This is a genomic window from Halorubrum rutilum, from assembly GCF_024494565.1.
Window position 1 is genome coordinate 81,584 of the sequence record NZ_JANHDN010000008.1, and the last position, 20,875, is coordinate 102,458.

Consider the following 20,875-nt stretch of genomic DNA (forward strand, 5'->3'; position numbering starts at 1 on the left):
CCGCCGCTCGCCTACCGGTTCAGCGTGTGGATCGCCTGGCCGCGGGCGTTCTCCGCGGCCTCCATCACCGCCTCCGCGAGGGTCGGGTGCGTGTGGACCGTCGCCGCCACGTCCTCCAGCGTCGCGCCCATCTCGATCGCGAGCGCGACCTCCGCGACCAGCTCGGACGCCTCCGGCCCGACGATCTGCCCGCCGAGCACGAAGCCGGTCTCGTCGTCGGCGACGAGCCGGACGAACCCCTCGGCGTGGCCGGTCGTCAGCGCCCGGCCGGAGGCGTTGAACGGCATCTCGCCGACGACGGGGTCGAACCCCTCCGCCTCGGCCTCCGCCTCGGTCAGCCCGACCGTCCCGATCTCGGGGTCGGTGAAGACCGCCGCGGGGATCGCTTGCTGATCCATCGCGGCCGGCTCGCCCGCGATCACCTCGGCGGCGACGATCCCCTCCTTCGAGGCCGCGTGTGCGAGCATCGGGTCGCCGGCGACGTCGCCGACGGCGTGAATGTGGTCGACCGCGGTCCGGGTCCGGTCGTCCGTCTCGATGAACCCGCGGTCGTCCGTCTCGATCCCGGCGTTCTCGGGGTCGAGCCCGTCGGTGACCGGCTGGCGGCCGACCGCGACGAGGACCTTATCGACGCCGTACGTCGACTCCGCGCCTTCCTCGGTCTCAGTGTGGAGGAGGTAGCCGCCGTCGGCGGCCTCCGACCACTCGCTCGCGCCCTCGCCGAAATTGAACTCGACGCCGAGCTCCTCGGCGCGCGTGCGGACGATCCGCTTCACGTCGTCCTCGTACGGCTGCAGAATATTGTCGAGCATCTCGACGACCGTCACGTCGGCGCCGAGCTTGGCGTAGGTGGTCGCCAGCTCCATCCCGATGTACCCGCCGCCGACGACCCCGAGCCGGTCCGGGACCGTCTCGGCGTCGAGCGCCTCCGCGGAGCTCCAGACGTGGTCCTCCGCGAAGTCGAAGCCGGGGATCTGTATCGGGCGCGACCCGGTCGCGACGACCGCGTGCTCGAACTCGATCGACTCGGAGCCCTGCCCCTCGCCGCCGTGCGCGACGCGCGCGGTGTGCTCGTCAACGAAGGAGGCGGTCCCCTCGATCAGGTTGACGCCGTTCGCCTTGCAGAGCTTCTCGACGCCGCCCGTCAGGCGGTCGACCACGCCGTCCTTCCACTCGACCATCTTCCCCATGTCGACGGCGGGGTCGGCGTGGACGCCCATGAACTCCGCGTTGCCCGCCTCGTGGGCGAGCCCGCTCCCCGTGATCAGCGCCTTCGAGGGGATACAGCCGCGGTTCAGACAGGCGCCGCCGTAGGCGTCCCGCTCGACGAGCGTCGCGTCGAGCCCCTCCTGTGCGGCGCGGATGGCGGCGACGTAGCCGCCCGGTCCGCCGCCGATGACCAGTACCTCCGTTCCGGTTGCGATGTCTCCGACGACCATTATTCGTTGAGTAGCAGCAGGGGGGTTTCTAAGTGTTCCATCACGGTGTTCGCGAACTCGGCCGCGACCGCGCCGTCGACGACCCGATGGTCGATCGAGAGTGACAGCGGGAGCGTCGGCGCCGGGACGACCTCGCTCGTTCCGTCGCGCTCGCGCACGACGGGGCGCTCCTCGATGGCGCCGAGCCCTAAGATCGCCGTCTCCGGGTAGTTGATGATCGGCGTCGCGAACTCGCCGCCGACGGCGCCGAAGTTGGTGACGGTGAACGTGCCCCCCTTCATCTCCGCGGGCTTGAGCGACCGGTCGCGGGCGCGCGCCGCGAGGTCGCGCACCTCTTCGGCCAGCTCGAAGAGCCCCTTCTCGTCGACGTCGTCGACGACGGGTACCATCAGCCCGGCGTCGGTCGCGACCGCGATCCCGAGGTTGTACTCCTTCTTCAGGACGATCTCCTCCTCGTCCTCGCGGAGCTCGCTGTTGAGGTACGGGTGCTCCTTCAGCCCCGCGACGATCGCCTTCATCACGAACGGCATGTAGGTGAGCTTCACCCCCCGCTCCGCCGCCGTCGGCTTCAGCTCCTCGCGCGCCGCCACGAGGGCGTCGACCTCGGCGGTGTCGTGGTGGGTGACGTGCGGGGCCGTGAACTTCGAGCGCTCCATCTGCTTCCCGATGGTGCGGCGCACCCCGCGGTACGGGACCGTCTCGTCGCCCGACTCGGGCGCGCTCGTCTCGTCGCCGCCCGCCTCTGTCGCGCCGGCGGGAGCGGGCTCCGCGTCGCCGGCGGCGTCGCTCGCGGCGGGCTCCGCGTCCGCGCCGACGTCGACCGGCTCCGGTTCGGGCGTCGGTTCGGCCGACCCGCCTCCAGTCGACGCGGTCGCGGCGGCCGACTCCAACGCGTCGGCGTACGCCCGCACGTGCTCGCCCGTGACGAACGCCTCGCCGTCGCGGGTCTCGTCGGTCGGCACGTCGTCGACGTCGACGCCGCGGTCGCGAGCGAGCTTCCGCGTCGCCGGCGTCGCGAGCGTCGTGTCGCGGCCGGCCGGCTCCGGGGCGTCGCCGGACCCGTCCTCGCCGCGCTTGCGCACGGCCGATTTCCGGTCCCCGGAGCCGACGTCGGTCGGGGTCGGCGCGGGCGCCTCGTCGGATTCGGCGCCGCCCGCGTCGGCGCCTCCCGCGTCGCCCGCGGCGTGCGCCCGCACGTCGGCCTCGGTGACGCGACCGCCGGGACCGCTCCCGTCGACCGCGGCGAGGTCGACGCCGAGTTCGCGCGCGAGCCGGCGGGCCGACGGGGGCGCGAAGGTGCGGCCCGAGGGCGTCTCCGGTTCGGCGTCGGCCGCGGCCGGTTCCGGCTCCGCGTCGGCGGTCCCCGGCTCGGCGCTCGCCTCGTCGGCGGCGGCCTCGCTCTCGGCGGCGGCCGCGGTTTCGTCGCCCGCCTCGTCCACCGCGTCCGCCTCACCCGTCTCATCCGCCTCACCTTCCTCGTCGACGCGGAACGAGATGATCACGTCGCCGACGGGGACCATCTCACCCTCCTCGACGAACAGCTCCTCGACGGTCCCGTCGTAGCTCGACGGCACCTCGACGAGCGCCTTGTCGGTCTCGACCTCCGCGACCGGCTGGTCCTCCTCGACGCGGTCGCCGGGGGCGACGAGCCACGAGACCAGCTCGCCCTCGGCGACGCCCTCGCCCACGTCGGGCAGTTTGAACTCTTTGACCGCCATGGTCAGAACTCCACCGCCTCCCTGATACCCTCCTCGATGCGGGTCGCGGTCGGGAGGTAGTAGTCCTCCAGCGCGTACAGCGGGTAGGGCACGTCGAAACCGGTGACGCGCTTCACGGGCGCCTCCTGGTACAGCAGCGCCTCCTCCTGGACGATAGCCGTGATCTCCCCGGCGAGCCCGCCCGTCTTCGGGGCCTCGTGGACGACGACCGCGCGGCCGGTGGCCTCGAACGCGTCGACGATCGCCTCGCGGTCGAGCGGGGAGACGGTGCGGAGGTCGACGACCTCGCACTCGACCCCCTCCTCGGCGAGGCTCTCGGCCGCCTCCAGCGTCGGGCGCGTCATGGCGCCGTAGGTGAAGACGGCCACGTCGTCGCCCTCGCGGCGGGTCGCGGCCTCGCCGATCGGGACCGTGTACGGCTCCGCGGGCACCTCGTCGCGGAACGCGCGGTAGATGAGCTTCGGTTCGAGGAAGATCACCGGGTCGGGGTCGCGGATCGACGCCGCGAGCAGCCCCTTCGCGTCGTACGGGGTCGAGGGGATGACGACCTTGAGCCCGGCCTCGTGCGCGTAGAACGCCTCCTTCGACTCGGAGTGGTGCTCCGGCGCGCGGATCCCGCCGCCGTACGGGGCGCGCAGGGTCATCGGGAGCGTGAACCGGCCGCGGCTCCGGGCGCGGAACCGCGCCATGTGAGAGACGATCTGGTCGAAGCCGGGGTACATGAACCCGGAGAACTGGATCTCCGGAACCGGACGCAGCCCCATCGCGGCCATGCCGACCGCGCAGCCGACGATCCCCGACTCCGCCAGCGGGGTGTCGACGACGCGGTCGCCGCCGAACTCGTCGAACAGGCCCTCGGTCGCCCGGAAGACGCCGCCGTTCTTCCCGACGTCCTGGCCGAGCACGAGGACGTCGTCGTCCTCGCGCATCTCGCTGTACAACCCGTCACGTACCGCCTGAACGACGGTGAGATTCTGTGTGTCGCTCATTTACTCCTCCAGGAACGCCTCGTCGCCGTGCGTCTCGCGGAACGCCGCGAACTCCTCGCGCTGTCGCTTCAGCTCGGGCGGGAGCTCCGCGTACGCGTGTTCGAACAGCTCGCTCGGTTCCGGCCGCGCGACCGCCTCCGCCGCGTCGATGGCGTCGGCGACGCGCTCCTCGACCGCGCTCTCGATCTCGGCGACGCGCTCGTCGTCGAGGATCCCCTCCGCGCGGAGGTACGCCTCCAGCCGCGGGATCGGGTCCTTCTCCTTCCAGCGCTCGACCTCGTCGTCGTCGCGGTAGACGGTGGGGTCGTCGGCGGTCGTGTGCGCGCCGAAGCGGTACTGGACCGCCTCGATCAGCGTCGGGCGCGGGCGGTCGGCGTCGGGGTCGCGCGCCTTCTCGACGGCCGCCTCCGTGACGCTGTACACCGCGAGCGGGTCCATCCCGTCGACCTGCACGCCGTCGATCCCGTACGCCTCCGCCTTCTGTGCCAGCGTCGCGCTCCGCGTCTGCCGCTCGCGGGGCACGGAGATGGCCCACTGGTTGTTGTTACAGAAGAAGACGGTCGGCGTGTCGAAGACGCCGGCGAAGTTGACGCCCTCGTGGAAGTCGCCCTCGCTGGTCGCGCCGTCGCCGAAGTAGCAGAGGAACACCTCGTCGGTGCCGCGGAGCTTCGACGCCCACGACGCGCCCGTGGCGTGGGGCACCTGCGAGGCGATGGGGACGGCGACCGGGAAGACGTTGACGCCCTCGGGCGCCTCGTTGCCCGCCTCGTGGCCCATCCAGTAGAGGAGGGTCTGTTTCAGCGGGAGCCCGCGGACCAGCGCCGCGCCGTGCTCGCGGTAGGAGGGGACCATCCAGTCGCCCTCGGCGAGCGCGGTCGCGGAGCCGATCTGCGCGCCCTCCTGTCCCGACAGCGGCGGGTACGTCCCCATCCGCCCCTGTCGCTGGAGGCTCACCGCCCGGCCGTCGAAGTGGCGGGCGAGCCGCATGTGACGGTAGATGTCGACGAGCGCCTCGTCGTCGAGGTCGGGGACGTCGCCGACGACCTCGCCGTCCTCGTCGAGCACGCGAACCGGATCGTCGTACGCCCTGTCGAACACGCTCACGGTCGGACCCACCTGTTCATGTTCGAACAGTCCGCCGCCCGGGTAATATCGTTTTCGTAGGTAGTTTACGATGCTCAGAAATCGGTCGGCGCGCTGAGAATCCGTCCATCAGACCCCGGGAGAATCGGACGTCTCTGAATAACCCGCGCCGAGCCCGGCAATATTTTCGGCGACTCGGCGGTTTCCTCGAACAGTACCGGACAAACCGGACGGTTTCCCGAGGGATCGAAACCGCGGCGGGAGGCGGCACCGCGACTCGACGGGGTCGATCGGAGCGCGGGGAACGGCGGGCGGGACGCGGCCGGACGCCGGTCACCCGAGCCGGAAGGAGGGTTCGTCGGGCTCGCCGCGATCGTCGCGGTCGCCGTCGAGGTCCTCCAAGTGGATCACGTCCTCGTCCTCGTCGTCCAGCTGCTCGCGGAGGTGGTTGATGTACCGCTTGTGCTCCTCGAGCTGCTCGCGGAGGTGGTCCGCTTCGAGCTCCAGTCGCTCGTGCTCGCGGACGAAGCTCTTGGGGACCTCGACGCGCGGGGGGAACACCTCCCCGGTCTCGGTCTCGCTCTGGAGCTCCGCCTCGGGGACGGCGCGGACCTGTCCGTCGTGGGCAACGAGCGTGTCCACGTAGTCCCGGAACACCGCTGACAGCGAGATGTCCCGCTCCTCCGCGATGTCGCGGAGCGCCTCGAACGCGTCCTCGTTGACGCGGAACGAGATCGTCTTGTTCTTGTTGCCCATCACCGATCGGCTCCTCGCGCGAGCCACTTAAGCGTTCGTCAGACGGTGGCACGGAACGAGTGAATACCGGGGATTACGGGCGTGAGACGCCCGAGGAACGCCGCGATCCGAGAGACCGGGGCCCGTCAGGGCTCCGGCGTTCCGGCCGGGTCCGCGGCGTCGCCGAGGTCCTCGTCCGCGGCGTCGCCGGCGAGCTCGTCGCCGTCGCCCTCGTCGAGGTCCTCCAGCGCCGACAGCGCGGCGGCCTTGTACGTCTCGGGGTCGAGGTCGTACTCCTCGCGGGCCATCCGCGCGTACTCGTTCCCCTCGTCGTCGAACGCGGCGACGCGCTCGATCGTCCGCGTGGCCGTCTCGGCGACCCAGCGGTCGCGGGTGGCGGCGTCGACCTCGGTGATCGACTCGGGGCGGACGGAGACCCGGACGGTGCCGTCGTCGGTCTCGTACGTCCGGGGCTTCCCCACGACTGCGACGTACGCCGGGGGCTCCGTGTCCCGGAGCTTGGAAGCGGCTTCCGGCTGGTACTGGCCGGCGTACACGAAGAACGTGCCCGTCGGGTCGACGATGCGGCCGCGCCAGTACTCGCTGTCCTCGCCGACGTCCTCCTTCTCCGTGAGCGTCCCCACGAAGAAGACGCGGTTCGCGGACTCGCCCGTCGGCAGCAGCGCGTAGACGGGGGCGCGCTCGTCGTCGGACTCGGTGAACGTGTAGCCGGCGTCGTTGAACTCGCTCGCGAACGCGCGCCGGGCGACCTCTCGGGTGGGTGCGGATTGACTCATATCAGATCGACCTCGCTTCGATCAGCGCGCTTTCCACGTCGACTTCGCCGGGGTTCTCCATCTCGTCGGCCAGGACGTACCGGCCGAAGGTGGGGCCGGTGACGCGGTAGTACCGCCCGAGCACGTCGTCGGCCATCTCCTCGGCGACGACGGTGGTGTCGAGCGCGTCCATCGCCATGTCCTTGGCCTCCTCTAAGCCCATCCCGGTGAGCTCCTCGGTGGCCTCGCGGTCGAAGATGACCTCGGTGACGGTCTCGCCGTCGTCGAGGACGCCCTTGATCCGCAGGTCGAACTCGCCCTCGACCTGCCCGTGCTCGGAGCAGCGGCCGTTCTGGAGGACGCGCGTGCAGTCGTCCTCGGGGCAGCGCTTGATCAGCCCGGAGCCGGACTGGATGTCCACGAGGGCGCCCTCGACGGTGTCGGCGTTGTCGCCGACCTCGATCTCCTCGTCGACCTCGGTGATACCGGTGGTCCGGTTGAGCTTCACCGAGTAGCTGCCCTCGTACTCGTCGGTGACGACGTTCGAGAGCTCGTACGCCTTCCCCTCCTCCAGCTCGGGGAGGTCGGAGGTCTCGAAGGCGACGAACTTGATCGTCCCCGACTCGTCGCCGAGGAGCCCGACCTGCGAGATCGAGTCGCTGCGGGGCTCCCAGAGGTCGACCAGCTTCACGCGTAGGTCGACCCACTGTTCGTCCTCGTCGATCTCGTCGACCAAGACGGACTCGCTGCCGCCGCGGCCGAGCTCGTCGCGCTCCATCCCGGCGTCTTCGAGGTAGCCGTTGGTGACGCTCCGGCGCGCCTCGTCGAGGGGCACGCGGTACTCGTTGACGAGGTTCTCCAGTCGCTCCTCGACCTCGTCGGCGTTCACGTCGAGGTGGTCCGAGAACTGTTCCGCTATCGCTTCCGCTTCCTGTCGCAGTTCGCTCATGGGGTGTCTCCGCCTCCGGTCGTGTTTCAATGGGAGGCGTACGACGGTTGGTTCCTCACGGTATTAAAAATCCCGTAACCGCGGTGAAAGTGGTCCGTTCGCCGCCCTCACGGACGCTTCCGGCGGTTCTCGGTATTCGACGGCCGGCCGCGTCAGACGCCCGTATGCCACGCGCGGGCGCCGTTTCAAGTGGAACCGTACCACGCGAGTCGTCCGCACGCAACGTTCAGATGTAAATAGAGTCCGGTGGCGTGCGCCTGCGAGCGGCCGGCGGGCCGCGAGCAGACCGCACGAGGGAGTCAGTCGTCCGGAGCGAAGCGAAGGACGACTGACGAGGCTGGGGAGGTATGAGGTGCGGTTGCGTTGCGGGGTGGGACTCAAAGGGGCAGCCGCGAGGCGGGCGCAGGTGACGCAAGTAGCGTGGCGCTGCGCGCCACGGAAAGCCGCCGGACGCGCCGCCGGCGACACCGCAGGGAGCGAACGAAGTGAGCGACCGAGGCGCGCAGCGAGCGTGCGCCCGCCTCGCGGCTGGGGCTTTGGCGGTGTTCACCGCAAGGCGATCGATCGCGTACCGCCGAGCGGCTGGGGCTTTGGCGGTGTTCACCGTCCGTCCGAAATCAACCATTATAAACAATCGACCGGAGATTCGGAGAGATCCACCGCGACGGCGACGGTATATAAATCACTCACGCCGGGCCCGTCAACAGCGAACCGATCATCCGCATATCGCCAACGGACCTATATCCCGCGCGCCGGTACGACTCCCATGGACGACCGACTCGAACGCGTCATCCGCCAAAAGCTCCGCGAGGCGGGCAAGCAGTTCGAGGAGGCGAAGCGGGCGTACGCCGAGGCGAGGGACGACCCCGACGGCGACGCCGCGGGGGCGGACCGGTACGACCTCCCGACCGACGACGACGGGCGCGCCCGGATCGTCTGCCGGCGGCACGCGGAACGGCGGGCGGTCGCCGTCGACGCCGAGGGGCGCCCCTCCTGTTTCGACGCCGGCCACCCCGACTGCGAGGGCTGCGCCGAGGACGTCCGCGACGGGGTCGTCGAGACCTGGTGAGGGCGGATTCGGCGGGCCCCCGTCGAGGAGGGCGGTCCCCCCGGCCACCCGGAAGGCGTTTTTAGACGGGCGTCCTCGGAGCGGTCATGAGGCGAGCGACGGTCGTCGGGCTCCTCCTCGTCGTCGGGGTCGGCCTGGCCCTCTCCGGCGCCCTCGCCGGGCCGCCAGGAGGGCCGCCGGGAGGGCCGTCGCCCGCGGAGGAGCCGGAGGCGGCGACGGTCTCCGAGGGGTCGCTCATCGCGGTCGACGGCGACTACCGGCTGTGGCCGTACACGAGCCGGAGCCGGTCGGTCGAGGGGCGGACGCTCGCGATCAACGTCGTGGTGCACGCCGACGCGGCGGCGACCCGGACGGCGATCGAGCGCGGGACGGCGGCCGACTGGGAGGAGACCGACCGGGCGGAGTCGGCGGCGACCGCCGACGCCGAGCGGGTGCGGGCGCTCGTCGAGCGCGACTGGGCCGACGCCCGCAGCTCGACGCGGTACGGCTACGTCGAGGGGCCCGGGGGCGGGACGTGGCTGACGGAGACGTTCGAGCTCCACGACGGGACGTACCTCGGGGTTCGCGACCACCTCCGGGCGTACGAGTCGCCCGACGGGGCGTACACCGCGATCCAGGCCCACGAGGAGTACTACGACTGGTTCCGGCTGCGTCACACGGTGCCCGGGATCGACGACCCGGCGGTCCGGCTGGAGGACGAGTTCATCCGCGGGGCGGTGGACGCCGAGGTCCGCCGCGAGTACCGCGGGATCGAGGGCGGCTGGAGCGACGGCTGGCTCTCGGTGATCGAGCTGGCGTCGCTCGCGACCGTCGCCGGCGCCCTGCTCCGGCGCCGGACCCGGGCGGCCGCCGTCGACCTCGCGGGACGGAGCCGTCGGGAGGCGGCGCGGCACGCGGGCGCGGCGCTGCTCGGGGCCGCGCTCGGCGCCGTCGTCGTCGGCGTGCGGGCGGCCGGGGTCGGGCTCGAACTCGCGTACCCGGCCCTGCCGCCGAAGGCGATCGCCGGGCCGCTGTACCTCGTCCTCGCGGTCGGGCTGCCGGCGCTCGTCGTCGCCCGGTCGCGCGAGTGCGACCCGACCGCGGTCGCCCTCGCGGTCGTCGTCGGGGTCGGCGCGGGGTTCGTCCTCGACTTCGCCGCGCTCGGGGTCGCGGTGCCGCCCGCGCTCGTCGTCCACCGAGCCGCGCTGCTCGCGGCGCTCGGCGCGGTCGCCGCCGGACGCGCCGCCGGCGACCGCCCCGTCCTCGGCGCGGGGCTCGCCGCGTGGGCGGTCGGGCTGGCGCTCCCGCTCGCGGGCGTGATCTGAGGCGGTCGGTGCCCGAATCGCGGTGATCGCCGCCCGAATCGCGGCCGAGTCCCCCGGTCGCCCGGGCGGCGCGGCGCGAGGACACCACAGAAGGGATATACCTCGGCGCCGAAACGGTACGGAGGAATGAACGGGTGCGTCAGCCGGCGGACGGCGCTCGCGGGGATCGGTCTGGGGGCCCTCAGCGCCGGCTGTCTGGGCCGAACCCGCAACATCGCGGGGCGCGACGGGGCGTCCCAGCTCACGCTGCGGATCGACGCGGCGCCGGCCGACAGCGACCCGAACGCGATCCGGATCGCCAGACACCTCGCCGAGAACCTGAACGCGGTGGGAATCGACGCCCGGATCAACACCCTCGGACGGACGGACCTCTGGCGGAAAGTGTTGATCAACCGGGACTTCGACGTGTACGTCGGTCAGTTCCTGGAACACGAGCCGTTCGACCCGGACGCGATGTACGCGTTCACCCACTCGCGGTTCGTCGCCGAGTCGGGCCGGCAGAACCCGTTCGGGTTCGCCGACCTCAACGGCGTGGACGAGCGGCTCGAACGCCAGCGGCGGGCTGAGGGCGACGCGCGGGCCGACGCCGTGGCCGCCCTCCAGCGCTCGCTGTGCGAGCTCCAGCCGTTCACGGTCGTCGCGTTCCCGGACCCGCTCACCGCGGTCCGCGGGGACCGGTTCGCGGGGTGGACGAACCGGCGGCCGGTCTCCGTGGCCGGACTGCTCGGGCTAGAGCGTGAGGAGGCGGTCGACGGCGCGGAGTCCGGGGACGCGACCGACGACGGCACCGGCGAGAACACGACCGACGACGGTGCGATCATCAGCGACGCGACCGGAGATGACACGGAGGCCGAGATCGCGCTCGGCGGCGACGCAGCGCGCGGAGACGACGGCGCCGTCCTCCGGCTGGTGACGACCGACGCCAACGTCACGGAGAACTGGAACCCGATCGCGGCCGAGTACCGGCGGGAGGGGACGTTCACCGCGCTGCTGTACGACCGACTCGCGCTGGCGGACGGCGACGAGGTCGTCCCGTGGCTCTGCTCGGGGTGGGAGCGCGACGACGGGACCGTGACCGTCAGGCTGCGCGACGCGCGGTGGCACGACGGCGAGCCGGTGACCGCCGGGGACGTGGCGTTCACCTACGAGTTCCTCCGGGACACCTCGATGGGGGCGCTGGAGACGGCGGTGCCGACGCCCCGGTTCCGCGGCCGGAGCTCGGTCGTCCGGGCCGCGAGGGCGGTCGACGACAAGACGGTGGAGCTCTCGGTCGGCGACGTCAACGACGCGGTCGCGGCGCGCGCGCTCCGGGTGCCGATCCTGCCGGAGCACGTCTGGGCGGACCGGACCGACCCCGCGACGATCGCCGGCTTCGAGTTCGACGTGGCGACCACCGAGGCGGTGGTGACGAACAACGAGGACCCGGTCGGCAGCGGGCCGATGCGCTTCGTCGAGGCGACGCCCGAGGAGTCAGTCGCCTTCGAGCGGAACCCGGACCACTTCCTCGCCCGCGCGGGCGACGGGGAGTCGGGGGCGGATCCGGCCGCCGGGATCCCGGAGCGGTTCCGCGGGAAGCCGGCGTTCGACCGGCTGGAGGTCGCGGTGATATCGTCCGACATCGCCGCGGTGCAGGCCGTCGGCGACGGCCTCGCGGACGCGACCGTGTCGAACCTCGGCCCGGACGCCGTGCCGCGGATCGGGCGGGAGGCCGACGCGCGGCTCGTGACCGGACGGGCGGGCGGCTTCTACCACGTCGGGTACAACGCCCGGCGTGCGCCGCTGTCGAACCCGCGGTTCAGGGCCGTCCTCGCGTCGCTGATCGACAAGCGCGCCCTCGTCGACGACGCGTTCGACGGGTACGCGCGGCCGGCGGCGTCGCCGCTGGCGACCTCGCCCGAGTGGGTGCCGAGCGACCTCTCGTGGGACGGTCGGGAGGCGGACCCGGTGTACCCGTTCGTCGGCGACGACGGGTCGCTCGACGTCGAGGCGGCCAGGGAGCGGTTCCGCGACGCGGGGTATCGGTTCGACGGCGAGGGCCGGCTCCTCTCGAGGGGCAAATGAGCTGGCTGCCGTCGGTGATCGGGTCCGTCGCGCTGTGGACCGGCGGGGCGCTGCTCCTCGCGGCCGCGACGGTCATCGGTCCGGACCGACTGCGCGGCCTCCGGGGCGACCTCGGCCGGCGGCTGTGGCGCTCGCGCCGCGCGCTCGCCGCGCTGGGAGTCGTGCTGGTCGCGAGCGCGGTCGGCCGGAGCTCGCTCCACGTCGTCTCGCGGCTGTGGGGGCTCCAGCTGACGGGCCTGATCTACGCGATCGAGGGCGAGTTCGTCGGCCGGCTGCAGGCGACGCTCGTCGCCCCCGAGCTGACGGCGTACTTCTCCGCGATATACGTGTACGGCTACGCGTTCCTGCTGTCGTTCCCGTTCCTCGCGTACCTCGCGCTCCCGCGGACGGTGGCGCTGCGGCGGCTGCTCGTCGCGTACACGTTCAACTACGCGATCGGGCTCGCGATCTACACGGTCGTGTTCGCGCACGGGCCGCGGAACCTGAACGTCGCGACGTCGCTGCTGTTCACCCACAACCCCGAATTCACCGCGCTCACGAGCGAGATAAACAAGCCGACGAACGTCTTCCCCTCGCTTCACACGTCGCTGTCGGTGACCGTCGCGGCGTTCGCCCTCCTGACGCGCGAGGAGTACCCGCGGTGGACGCCGCTCGCCCTGTGGATCTCGACGTCGGTGGTGATCGCGACGATGTACCTCGGGATCCACTGGCTCATCGACGTGATCGGCGGAATCGCCCTCGCGCTCGGCGCCGTTTCCCTCTCGTACCGGATCGTCGAGCCGGACGACGAGGCGGGGGACGGCCCGGGCGATAAAACCGACGGCGACGAGGTCGCCGGCGACGCCTAGCTCAGGCCCCCTCGACGAGGCGTTCGAGCTGCTCCGGCGGCACCGCGCCGCGGGCCGCGTGGCCGTCGTACGCGAACGTCGGGACCCCGGTGATACCGCGCTGCCGCGCCGCGTCGAACATCGCCGTCACGCGCTCGCGGAGGTCGTCGTCGCCGAGCGCGGCGTCGACGACGTCGGCGTCGAGCCCCTCGACGTCCCCCGCGACGTCGACGAGCACCTCGCGGTCGCCGATGTCGCGCCCCTCCCGCCACAGCGCCGCGAACACCGCGTCGTCGAAGGCGGGCCACGCCTCGGGCGCGGTCTCTTTCACGTGCACGGAGACGAGCTGGGCGGGCAGCGAGTCGACGTCCGTCGCGATCTCCTGGGCCATCTCGACATCGTACTGCTCCTGGAGCCGGCGGACGTTCTCCTTGGCCTGCGCGTAGTACTCCTCCCCCTTCCCGTCGTCGGCCTCGTGGTCGATGCTGCCGTCGGGGTTGCGCTTGCCCGCCCGGAGGTCGAACGGGTGCCAGTCGACCGCGAGCGGCTCGTCGCGCGTCGCCTGGTACTCGGCGAGCGACCGCCGGCCGAGGTAGCAGAACGGGCAGACGTAGTCGGAGTAGACGGTGATCGATTCCGTCGCGTCGCCGGCCGACTCGCCGCCGGCAGCGTCGTCGGAGTGAGCGTTCGACATACCTCCGGTTCGACGGCGAGCGGCAAAGGCCGTTCGGCGGCGGCGATCGCCACGACTTAGTACAACCGAGTGGTATTACCAGAGTATGACACGCGAGCGCGAGCCCGTCTCTCCGCCCGTCGCACTGACGATCGCCGGCAGCGACAGCGGCGGCGGGGCGGGGGTCCAGGCGGACCTGAAGGCGATGACGGCCCACGGCGTCTTCGGGACCGCGGTCGTGACGGCGACGACGGCGCAGAACACCCGCGGCGTCGAGGACGTCCACGCCGTCCCGGCCGATCACGTGGCGAGCCAGTACGACGCCGTGATCGAGGACTTCGACGTCGGCGCGGTCAAGACCGGAATGCTCGCCACGGCGCCGATCGTCGAGACCGCGGCCGGGCTGCTCGCCCGCTGTCCGGCCCCCGTCGTCGTCGACCCGGTGATGGTCGCCGCGAGCGGCGACCGGCTGCTCTCGCCCGCGGCCGAGGACGCCTACGAGGGGCTGATCGAGCGCGCGACGCTCGTCACCCCCAACGCCGACGAGGCGGCGGTCCTCGTCGACGACCCGGTCGAGACGCCCGCGGACGCCGCGGCGGCGGGCCGGGAGCTCGTCGCCCGCGGCGCCGGCGCGGCCCTCGTGAAGGGCGGTCACCTCGACGAGGACGGCGAGACCGTCGTCGACACGCTCGTGATCGGAGACGCGGGCGGAGACGAGCGCGGCGACGCCGACGCGGCCGAGGCCGACGCCGCGGGAGGGACCGAACCGACCGTCGTCCGCTTCGAGAATCCCCGCGTGGCGACCGACGCGACGCACGGCTCCGGCTGCGCGCTGTCGAGCGCGATCGCGGCGCGGCTGGCGCGGGGCGAACCCCTGCGCGAGGCGGTCGGGAGCGCTGTCGGCGAGATGGGGTCCGCGATCCGCCGCGGCTACGACGTCGGCGAGGGACCCGGGGCGGTGAACCCGACCGCGTTCGACGGCGGGATGTGAGGGGGGAACCGAGACGCGGTCAGACGAACGCGAGCGGCGTCATCAGCGCGGCGCCGGCCGCGATCCCGGCCGCGAGCACGGGCTTCCCGCCGCGGGGGAGGTCGGCGCCGGCCGCCAGCGCCTCCGGGACGAACTCGGTCGCGACGAGGTAGATCATCGCGCCGGCCGCGAACCCGAAGCCGTACGGGAGGAACTCGCGGGCGTACCGGACGAACGCGAAGGCGATCACCGCGCCAACCGGCTGCGGGAGGCTGGAGAACACCGCCCACCAGACCATCTTCCACCGGGAGACGCCCATCGTCCGCAGCGGGATCGAGATGGCCGTTCCCTCGGGGACGTTGTGGATCGAGATCGCGACCGTCATGAACGCGGCGAGCAGCGGGACGGTGAACCCGAACAGCTCGGTCCCGCCCGCCAGCCCGAGGTCGGCGAAGGAGACGCCGACGGCGACGCCCTCGGGGAAGCTGTGAACGGTCAGCACGCCGAGGATCAGGACGAGCTTCCTGAAGTCCGCCTCCTCGTACTCCCGCGGGTCGATGTCGGCGTCCAACAGCACGTCGTGCGCGACGACGACGAGGACGACGCCCGCCGCCAGGCCGACCCCGATCTCGACGGGCGTCCCCTCGGCGAGCCCCTCCCCAACGAGTCCGAACAGCGACGCCGAGAGCATGATCCCGGAGGAGAACCCCCACAGCGCCACGTTCCCGCGGTCACTGATCGTGTCGAAGAGGAAGAACGGGAGCGCTCCCACGCCGGTCGCGAGCGCCGTGATCAGCCCGGCGACGAAGACGAAGGCGAACGCGTCGAGGGCGACGGCGTCGAGGCCGAGCATACATTCGTCGTTCGCGGAGCGCGGCGATAAACACGACGGGCGGAACCACCGATCGGGAACGGGAAGCGGCCGCCCTAACTGAGTCCGCGGACGAGACCGAAGAGGACCCCGAGGAGGAACAGCGCGAAAAGCAGCAGGAGGACCGTGAGCTTCGTCCCGGGAGACAGCGAGCGGTCGTTGGCCTGCTCCGGAGGGGACGGCGGTCGAATGGACAGCGTCACGGGATCGTCACCGCGGCGAGCGAATCCGTCGACTCGCCCGGCTGGGCAGCGGGGGCGTCCGACCGATCGTCGTCGTCGGGCCCGTCAGAGGAGGGGTCGTCCTCGACGTCACCGCCGTCGGCGGGAGCGGTGTCGCCGACCGCACTGTCGTCGCCGTCGGCGTCATCGCCGTCAGGGGAATCGTCGTCGGGAGCGTCCGACGGCGAGGGCGCGGGTTCCGGGGTCGGCGCCGACTCCGGCTCCGAATCGGGGTCGGTCGGTTCCGGACTGGAGTCGGTCGGCTCCGAATCGGTATCGGTGGATTCGCCGTCCGATGATTCCGAGTCCGACGATCCCGCGTCTGCCGGGTCCAAACCTGTCGGTTCCGGCTCGGAGTCGGGCGATCCGGAGTCGTTCCCGTCGGCGTTTTTGCCGGGCGAGTCGGACTCGGGGTCTGCCGAGTCGGGGTCGTCGCCGGGGGACTTCGATTCGGTACCGACGGCCGTCTCGTCGCCGACCGGGTCCGAGCCGTTCGGGCCCGGATCCGACCCGTTCGCCGACGGGTCGGCGGTGGGCGATTGCACCGCGTCCGGACCGAATCCGTCGGTTTCCGGCGGGATCCCGGTGAGACCGATCTCTCCGAGTTCCCCGGTCGTCGAGTTCTCCGGTTCGAACTCCTGCGCCTCAAACTCCTGCGCCTCGAACGTCACCGTCACGTCGGCCTCGGACGAGAGCACCGCGAGGGTGTACCCGCCGCCGAACGCGACGCTCCACACCAGCAGCGCGGCGACGAGCGCGACGGCGACGCCGCGGGGGGCCGCCATCACTCCGCCTCCCCGGCGCCGTCGGTCTGCGCCGGGCCGACCGCCGAGCCGTTCGGCGCCGGCGAGGGCGACCCCTCCGCGGGATCGTCGGCCGCCACCGTCTCGCCGTCGGGTGACGCGGGGGCCGTCGGCGGTTCCGCGGTCGCGCGGTCGAGCACGCCGCTCGCCGGGACCCAGGTCGCGAGTCCGCCGAGCAGGACCGTCGTCGCGGCGACCGCGACGGCGATCGTCGCGGCCGTCCGGAGCTCGATCGCGACGTAGATCGCGTAGGGCGCGAAGACGGCGAGCACCCCGACGGCGCCGCCGACCGCGTCGACCGACACGCCGCCGGCGTCGGTCGCCGACGTCGCCTCGGCCTGTGCCGGCGGTTCGGTCGCTGTCTCGGGGGGGATCGCCGGCTCCCACTCGGCGGTCGGCGTCGCATCGGCGGACGAGTCCAAGTCGACGGACGCGTCCGTCTCCGCGACCGAATCCGCGTCGGCGACGGTCGCCGCGTCCGGGGCGCCGCCGTTTCGCGAGCGGGCGACCGACAGCAGCTCGGACGCCGCGAGCAGCCCGAACGGGAGCACGACGAGGGCGACGAACCCCGCCGGCGTGCCGGCGAACTGGATCACGTACCCGATGTACGGGATCGTGAGGACCACGACGCCGACGAGGTTCGACCCGGGAACGAGCCCGGGGTCGGGCCCCTCGTTGGCGTCGCCCATCGTCTCGAAGGCGAGGGCGCCGCCCTCGTCGACGACGTCGATCACGCGGTGCGTCACGGGCACCTCGCTCGTGCCGCGCACGAACGTGATCACGTCGCCGGCGGCGACCGCGGCCGGGTCGCGCTCGGCGACGATGACCACGTCGCCCGGCGCGATGGCGGGCGTCATGCTCGCGGTGAGCACGACGAAGCTCTCGTCGGCGCCGACGGCCTCGGGGGCCGCGAACACCGCGAACGGGGCCACGAGGGCGATCAGCAGGACGATCCCGAGTACGTTCGCCGCGCGTTTCGCCCGTGGTGATGTGAGTATGGTTGTCATCAGTTCGCCTCCGAGCCGCACAGCGGCTCGCCGTCCGTCGTCGTTCCGGCGACGATCTCGAAGTCGCCGTACGCGTCGCCGACCGCGAGCGGCTGCGAGCAGCTCACGTGGATCGCGACGGTCTCGCCGCCGACGCCGATCTCGACCTCCGGGCCGAGCCTGTCGGCCCCCCGACCGGGGCGGTCGACGTCCTTCCCGTCGAGGGTGAAGACGTCCCCCTGTGAGACGGTCCCGGCGAACAGCTCGCCGCTCGTGTTCCCCTTCGTCGAGACGACCGAGACGGTCGCGTCGTCGGCGCCGAGGTAGCGGACGTCGAGGGTCGCGAGGGAGACGCCGGTCCCCTGGTCACAGACGGCGCACTCGGGGCCGGGCTCGGGCTCGTCGTCCGGCGTGTCGCCGCCGTCACCGCCGGTGCCGGTCCCGCAGACCTTCTCGTCGTCTGTCGTCGTCACCTCGACGACCTCGAAGTCGCCGTAGACGTCGCCGGGACCGAGAGGCACCGAACAGCTGGTGTGGATATTGGTCTCGGTACGCTCGTTCCGCGACGCGCCGCCGCCGGAGTCGAGGTAGATGTTCGGCCCGATCCAGCCTGGCGTGTTCGTCCTGGAATCCGCACCGTCGAGGGCGAACTCCTCGTTCGGCCGGACCGTGGCGTCGAATATCGTCGTCGGGGGGTTGTTGCCGTTCCCCCGTCCGTTCCCGCCTCCGCCGCCGCCGGCGGCCCGGACGACGAGCGGGTCGATGGTCTCGTCGCCGAGGTATTTGAGCCTGAGCCCGCCGATTTTGACCTCGTTTTCGTCCGCGCAGGGGACACACCGATTCTCGTCGCAGACGCGGGCGGCGAAGGGGTTCGCCGCCTCCGCGTCCGCTTCGGTGGTGTGGCGGCACTGCTCGGCGTACAGCCGGAACGTCAGATCGGCGGTCTGGCCGCCGACGTCCGTCGCGCCGGCCGGGAGCCGCCAGTAGACCGCCACGCGGATCGCGTCCTCGGGGTCGAGACAGCCGTCGTCGATCCGCTCGCCGTCGAACAGGTCGTCCCGAACGGCGGCGAGAGGTCTGTACCTCCCGGTCACCGACGTTCCGTCGACGCGAACGTCGACTTCGAGCTCGCGCGCGAGACCGTTGTTCGCCACGCACTCCGTCGCGAGCCAGACCCGAACCGGGTTCGTCCGAGCGCCGATTTCGAACGTCTCGTCGCCCGAGTCGCCGCGGTCGATGTCCGACACGTCGACGGCGACGGTGCCGTTCGTGAGCTCGCCGTTCACCAGGAGCTCGACCGTGCCGGCGCCGAGGCCGTTGTTCGGGAAGGTCTCGCGGTCTGAGAGATACGCTCCGGTACCGAGGCCGCTCGCCATCCCGACCGCGCCGACGCCGCCGATACCGGCGAGCAGGCGGCGGCGGCTCAGGCCGCTCGGACGCCCCGCTCCGTCGTCTCCGTGAGTCATGCGGACCCCCCGGCGTTCATTTCGAACGGATTCCCCTCAGAACCGCACTCGTCCGCGATGAACTCCACGAGAAAGTCCACCGTGCCGCCCTGGCCGGCGTTGCCGCCCTCGGCGGTAAACTCCCACTCGAAGGTCAGACAGCGTTGCTCGCCGGGGCCGAGGCATCCGTCGCCGAGGAGCCCCGGTCGTAGCTCGACGCCGTCGGCGAGGGCGGACCCGTCGATGTCCGCGAGCGTCCCGTCGGCGATCGTCGGTCCGACGCCCGCGAACTCGCCCTCGGCGCCGCCGCAGCTACCGATCCCGAAGATCCCCGTGTCTTGCCGGACCGTGAGTGAGATGCGCTCCGCGAGCGCAACGCTCGCGGGGTCAGAAGTACTGAGATCGGGCTTGATCCGCAACCACACGCGGGCGGTGTCATCTGGATCTTCGAGCCGGAGGCCGACGCTCGCGGTCCCGTAATCGTGCGGCAGCGCGTTGGCGACATCAATGAGCCGGATTCCGGCAATTTCGACATCGTCCACCGCACCGACCGGGGTCGAGTCGACTGCGGTCCCGTTCTCCGTGCGCCGCCAGCCGACAAGCAGATTCAGCGGCGTGTCCGTCTGGGCGTACGTGTACGCCGAATACTCGTCCCAGTTGCCAGTCCCCGTCCGCCGTCCGGAGGCGGCCCCGAGGGCGGCGAAGCCGACGGCTCCGGCGCCCGCGAGTGCCTCCCGCCGCGTAAGTCCTGATTCCTTCTGTGTCATTGTCTGTCGTCGCGGCTCCGAACGGCCGTGTCGTCGATGACTGTCTAACGCTGCTCCCCGACCTATATATGCGCTCCCTACCGGCAGTAACAATCGCCGTCGCCATCCGGTATGTGTCCCGTACCGAGCGGTACGACACCCCTCCGGTACGACATCCCCCTCGGGGTGAAGGCCCGCCCTACCGACCGGGAGAGACCCCCTTTCGGGGTCTCATGATCTTATGACTGCCGGTCGTCGACCTCCGCCTCACATCACCGCCTCACTGAGCCGTGCTGTTGCCCTCGGGGACGGTCAGGAAGGGGCTGTCCGGTGACTCGTTGTGTCGCTCCTGTTCCGCGTGGAACGAGAAGTCGAACGTCACGGCGTCGGTCTGGATCTCGTTTTCGACCGACGTCGGAACGTTCCAGTCGATACAGAGGCACGGCCCGGCCTGTTCGCCGAACTCGGAGCTGGCTGGGTACGCCCCCGAGTCCGTCCCGGCGTCCAGCAGGAAGCCGGACTCCAGCTCGGCTGCGAGGTCGCCGAGGGTGTAGTCCTCGGGGTTGTTGAGCGTCCGAATCGTCTCGAAGGACTCTGTTTCGTCATCGAACTCGCAGTAAGACACGGTGACAAGGATCGCCTCACTGAGGTCGCCCTCGCCCGCGCCGTCGTTCGGCGAGCCGACGGTTCCCGCGTCCGCGGGATCCGTGTCGTCGACTTCCGCTTCGGGTTCTGTCAGCCCGTTCTCGTAGTCGGTGAGGCCGTTCTCGGTGCCAACCCACAGCCACGCCGGGTTGTCGACGATCTGCGGACAGAACACCAGCCGCCCGGAGTCGCCGGGCTTGACATCGTCGATGACGTACTCGTACCCGGTGGGGTTCCCGTTGATCGTCCCGGAATCGCCGCCGGACCCCGCGCTGCCCTGCTCGTAGCTCGTCTGGTATTCGACCGCGAGGTCAAGTTGCCCGGCGGTGAGTGTGTTGTTCTCGAACGTTTCGCTGTCGTTGAAGTACGCCGTGGTGCCCAAGCCCGCGCCCGCCGAGGCCACGCCGACTGCGCCGAGTCCGACCAGCATCTTACGCCGCGATAGTCCGATTGTGTCGTCGTTCATGGTTGTGTATCCCTTATTGGGAACTCCCGGCGGGGGTCGCGAACCGCCCTGTTGGCCGCCCGAGGGCGCCGAAACGGGATGGACGAGCGAACGGCTCGT

Annotated in this window: 20 protein-coding genes; 5 read left to right on the forward strand and 15 right to left on the reverse strand. The window is 71.5% G+C overall.

Annotation, left to right across the window (positions count from 1 at the left end; all coding sequences use genetic code 11):
- Positions 1 to 11 precede the first annotated feature (11 nt).
- The 7 genes from lpdA to NO900_RS15360 all read right to left on the reverse strand — a co-directional run bounded on the left by lpdA (position 12) and on the right by NO900_RS15360 (position 7,689).
- Positions 12 to 1,439 carry a dihydrolipoyl dehydrogenase gene (gene lpdA, locus NO900_RS15330; RefSeq protein ID WP_256409906.1) on the reverse strand — a complete coding sequence of 476 codons (1,428 nt, stop codon included), beginning with the start codon at positions 1,437 to 1,439 and terminating at the stop codon, positions 12 to 14.
- Positions 1,439 to 3,157 carry a 2-oxo acid dehydrogenase subunit E2 gene (locus tag NO900_RS15335; protein WP_256409907.1) on the reverse strand — a complete coding sequence of 573 codons (1,719 nt, stop codon included), beginning with the start codon at positions 3,155 to 3,157 and terminating at the stop codon, positions 1,439 to 1,441. Before NO900_RS15335 ends, lpdA begins: the two co-directional genes overlap by 1 nt.
- 2 nt (positions 3,158 to 3,159) lie before the next feature.
- Positions 3,160 to 4,146: an alpha-ketoacid dehydrogenase subunit beta gene (locus tag NO900_RS15340; RefSeq protein WP_256409908.1), complete on the reverse strand. Its 987-nt coding sequence runs from the start codon at positions 4,144 to 4,146 to the stop codon at positions 3,160 to 3,162.
- A complete protein-coding gene (gene pdhA / locus NO900_RS15345; RefSeq protein ID WP_256409909.1) occupies positions 4,147 to 5,250 on the reverse strand; it encodes a pyruvate dehydrogenase (acetyl-transferring) E1 component subunit alpha in 1,104 nt (367 codons plus the stop codon).
- 312 nt (positions 5,251 to 5,562) lie between these two features.
- The gene (locus NO900_RS15350) at positions 5,563 to 5,985 is read right to left on the reverse strand and encodes a DUF8146 domain-containing protein (protein WP_256409910.1); all 423 of its coding nucleotides are present in this window, start codon (positions 5,983 to 5,985) and stop codon (positions 5,563 to 5,565) included.
- A gap of 125 nt (positions 5,986 to 6,110) precedes the next feature.
- Complete coding sequence (locus NO900_RS15355) at positions 6,111 to 6,761, reverse strand: RPA family protein (protein WP_256409911.1); 651 nt, start codon at positions 6,759 to 6,761, stop codon at positions 6,111 to 6,113.
- A 1-nt stretch (position 6,762) separates the two neighbouring features.
- Positions 6,763 to 7,689 (reverse strand): replication factor A, encoded by a 927-nt coding sequence (locus NO900_RS15360; RefSeq protein WP_256409912.1) that lies wholly within the window; start codon positions 7,687 to 7,689, stop codon positions 6,763 to 6,765.
- 766 nt (positions 7,690 to 8,455) lie between these two features.
- Here NO900_RS15360 and NO900_RS15365 point away from each other — a divergent pair.
- From NO900_RS15365 to NO900_RS15380, 4 genes are all read left to right on the forward strand, one after another.
- Positions 8,456 to 8,758 (forward strand): DUF7091 family protein, encoded by a 303-nt coding sequence (locus NO900_RS15365; protein WP_256409913.1) that lies wholly within the window; start codon positions 8,456 to 8,458, stop codon positions 8,756 to 8,758.
- Positions 8,759 to 8,844: 86 nt separating this feature from the next.
- Positions 8,845 to 10,062, forward strand: coding sequence for a hypothetical protein (locus NO900_RS15370; RefSeq protein WP_256409914.1), 1,218 nt, complete (start codon positions 8,845 to 8,847; stop codon positions 10,060 to 10,062).
- Between the two features lie 126 nt (positions 10,063 to 10,188).
- The gene (locus NO900_RS15375; RefSeq protein ID WP_256409915.1) at positions 10,189 to 12,123 is read left to right on the forward strand and encodes an ABC transporter substrate-binding protein; all 1,935 of its coding nucleotides are present in this window, start codon (positions 10,189 to 10,191) and stop codon (positions 12,121 to 12,123) included.
- On the forward strand, positions 12,120 to 12,971 hold the full coding sequence (locus tag NO900_RS15380; protein WP_256409916.1) for a phosphatase PAP2 family protein: 852 nt from the start codon (positions 12,120 to 12,122) through the stop codon (positions 12,969 to 12,971). Before NO900_RS15375 ends, NO900_RS15380 begins: the two co-directional genes overlap by 4 nt.
- A gap of 1 nt (position 12,972) precedes the next feature.
- On the opposite strand, the gene NO900_RS15385 is transcribed toward NO900_RS15380, so the two are convergent.
- Positions 12,973 to 13,644 (reverse strand): DsbA family oxidoreductase, encoded by a 672-nt coding sequence (locus NO900_RS15385; RefSeq protein WP_256409917.1) that lies wholly within the window; start codon positions 13,642 to 13,644, stop codon positions 12,973 to 12,975.
- Between the two features lie 85 nt (positions 13,645 to 13,729).
- Between NO900_RS15385 and NO900_RS15390 the strand changes: the two genes are divergently transcribed.
- Positions 13,730 to 14,614 carry a hydroxymethylpyrimidine/phosphomethylpyrimidine kinase family protein gene (locus NO900_RS15390; RefSeq protein WP_256409918.1) on the forward strand — a complete coding sequence of 295 codons (885 nt, stop codon included), beginning with the start codon at positions 13,730 to 13,732 and terminating at the stop codon, positions 14,612 to 14,614.
- A 19-nt stretch (positions 14,615 to 14,633) separates the two neighbouring features.
- On the opposite strand, the gene NO900_RS15395 is transcribed toward NO900_RS15390, so the two are convergent.
- The 7 genes from NO900_RS15395 to NO900_RS15425 form a co-directional block, all read right to left on the reverse strand.
- Positions 14,634 to 15,446 (reverse strand): ZIP family metal transporter, encoded by an 813-nt coding sequence (locus NO900_RS15395; protein ID WP_256409919.1) that lies wholly within the window; start codon positions 15,444 to 15,446, stop codon positions 14,634 to 14,636.
- Positions 15,447 to 15,520: 74 nt separating this feature from the next.
- Complete coding sequence (locus NO900_RS15400) at positions 15,521 to 15,667, reverse strand: hypothetical protein (RefSeq protein ID WP_256409920.1); 147 nt, start codon at positions 15,665 to 15,667, stop codon at positions 15,521 to 15,523.
- Positions 15,664 to 16,470, reverse strand: a complete 807-nt coding sequence (locus tag NO900_RS15405; RefSeq protein WP_256409921.1) for a hypothetical protein — start codon at positions 16,468 to 16,470, stop codon at positions 15,664 to 15,666. The genes NO900_RS15400 and NO900_RS15405 overlap by 4 nt, the downstream gene beginning before the upstream one ends.
- Positions 16,470 to 17,495, reverse strand: a complete 1,026-nt coding sequence (locus NO900_RS15410; protein ID WP_256409922.1) for a signal peptidase I — start codon at positions 17,493 to 17,495, stop codon at positions 16,470 to 16,472. Before NO900_RS15410 ends, NO900_RS15405 begins: the two co-directional genes overlap by 1 nt.
- Positions 17,495 to 18,940, reverse strand: coding sequence for a DUF7467 domain-containing protein (locus NO900_RS17570; RefSeq protein WP_321169234.1), 1,446 nt, complete (start codon positions 18,938 to 18,940; stop codon positions 17,495 to 17,497). The genes NO900_RS15410 and NO900_RS17570 overlap by 1 nt, the downstream gene beginning before the upstream one ends.
- Positions 18,937 to 19,686, reverse strand: a complete 750-nt coding sequence (locus NO900_RS15420) for a hypothetical protein (protein WP_256409923.1) — start codon at positions 19,684 to 19,686, stop codon at positions 18,937 to 18,939. Before NO900_RS15420 ends, NO900_RS17570 begins: the two co-directional genes overlap by 4 nt.
- A gap of 259 nt (positions 19,687 to 19,945) precedes the next feature.
- On the reverse strand, positions 19,946 to 20,740 hold the full coding sequence (locus NO900_RS15425) for a SipW-dependent-type signal peptide-containing protein (RefSeq protein ID WP_256409924.1): 795 nt from the start codon (positions 20,738 to 20,740) through the stop codon (positions 19,946 to 19,948).
- Positions 20,741 to 20,875 lie beyond the last annotated feature (135 nt).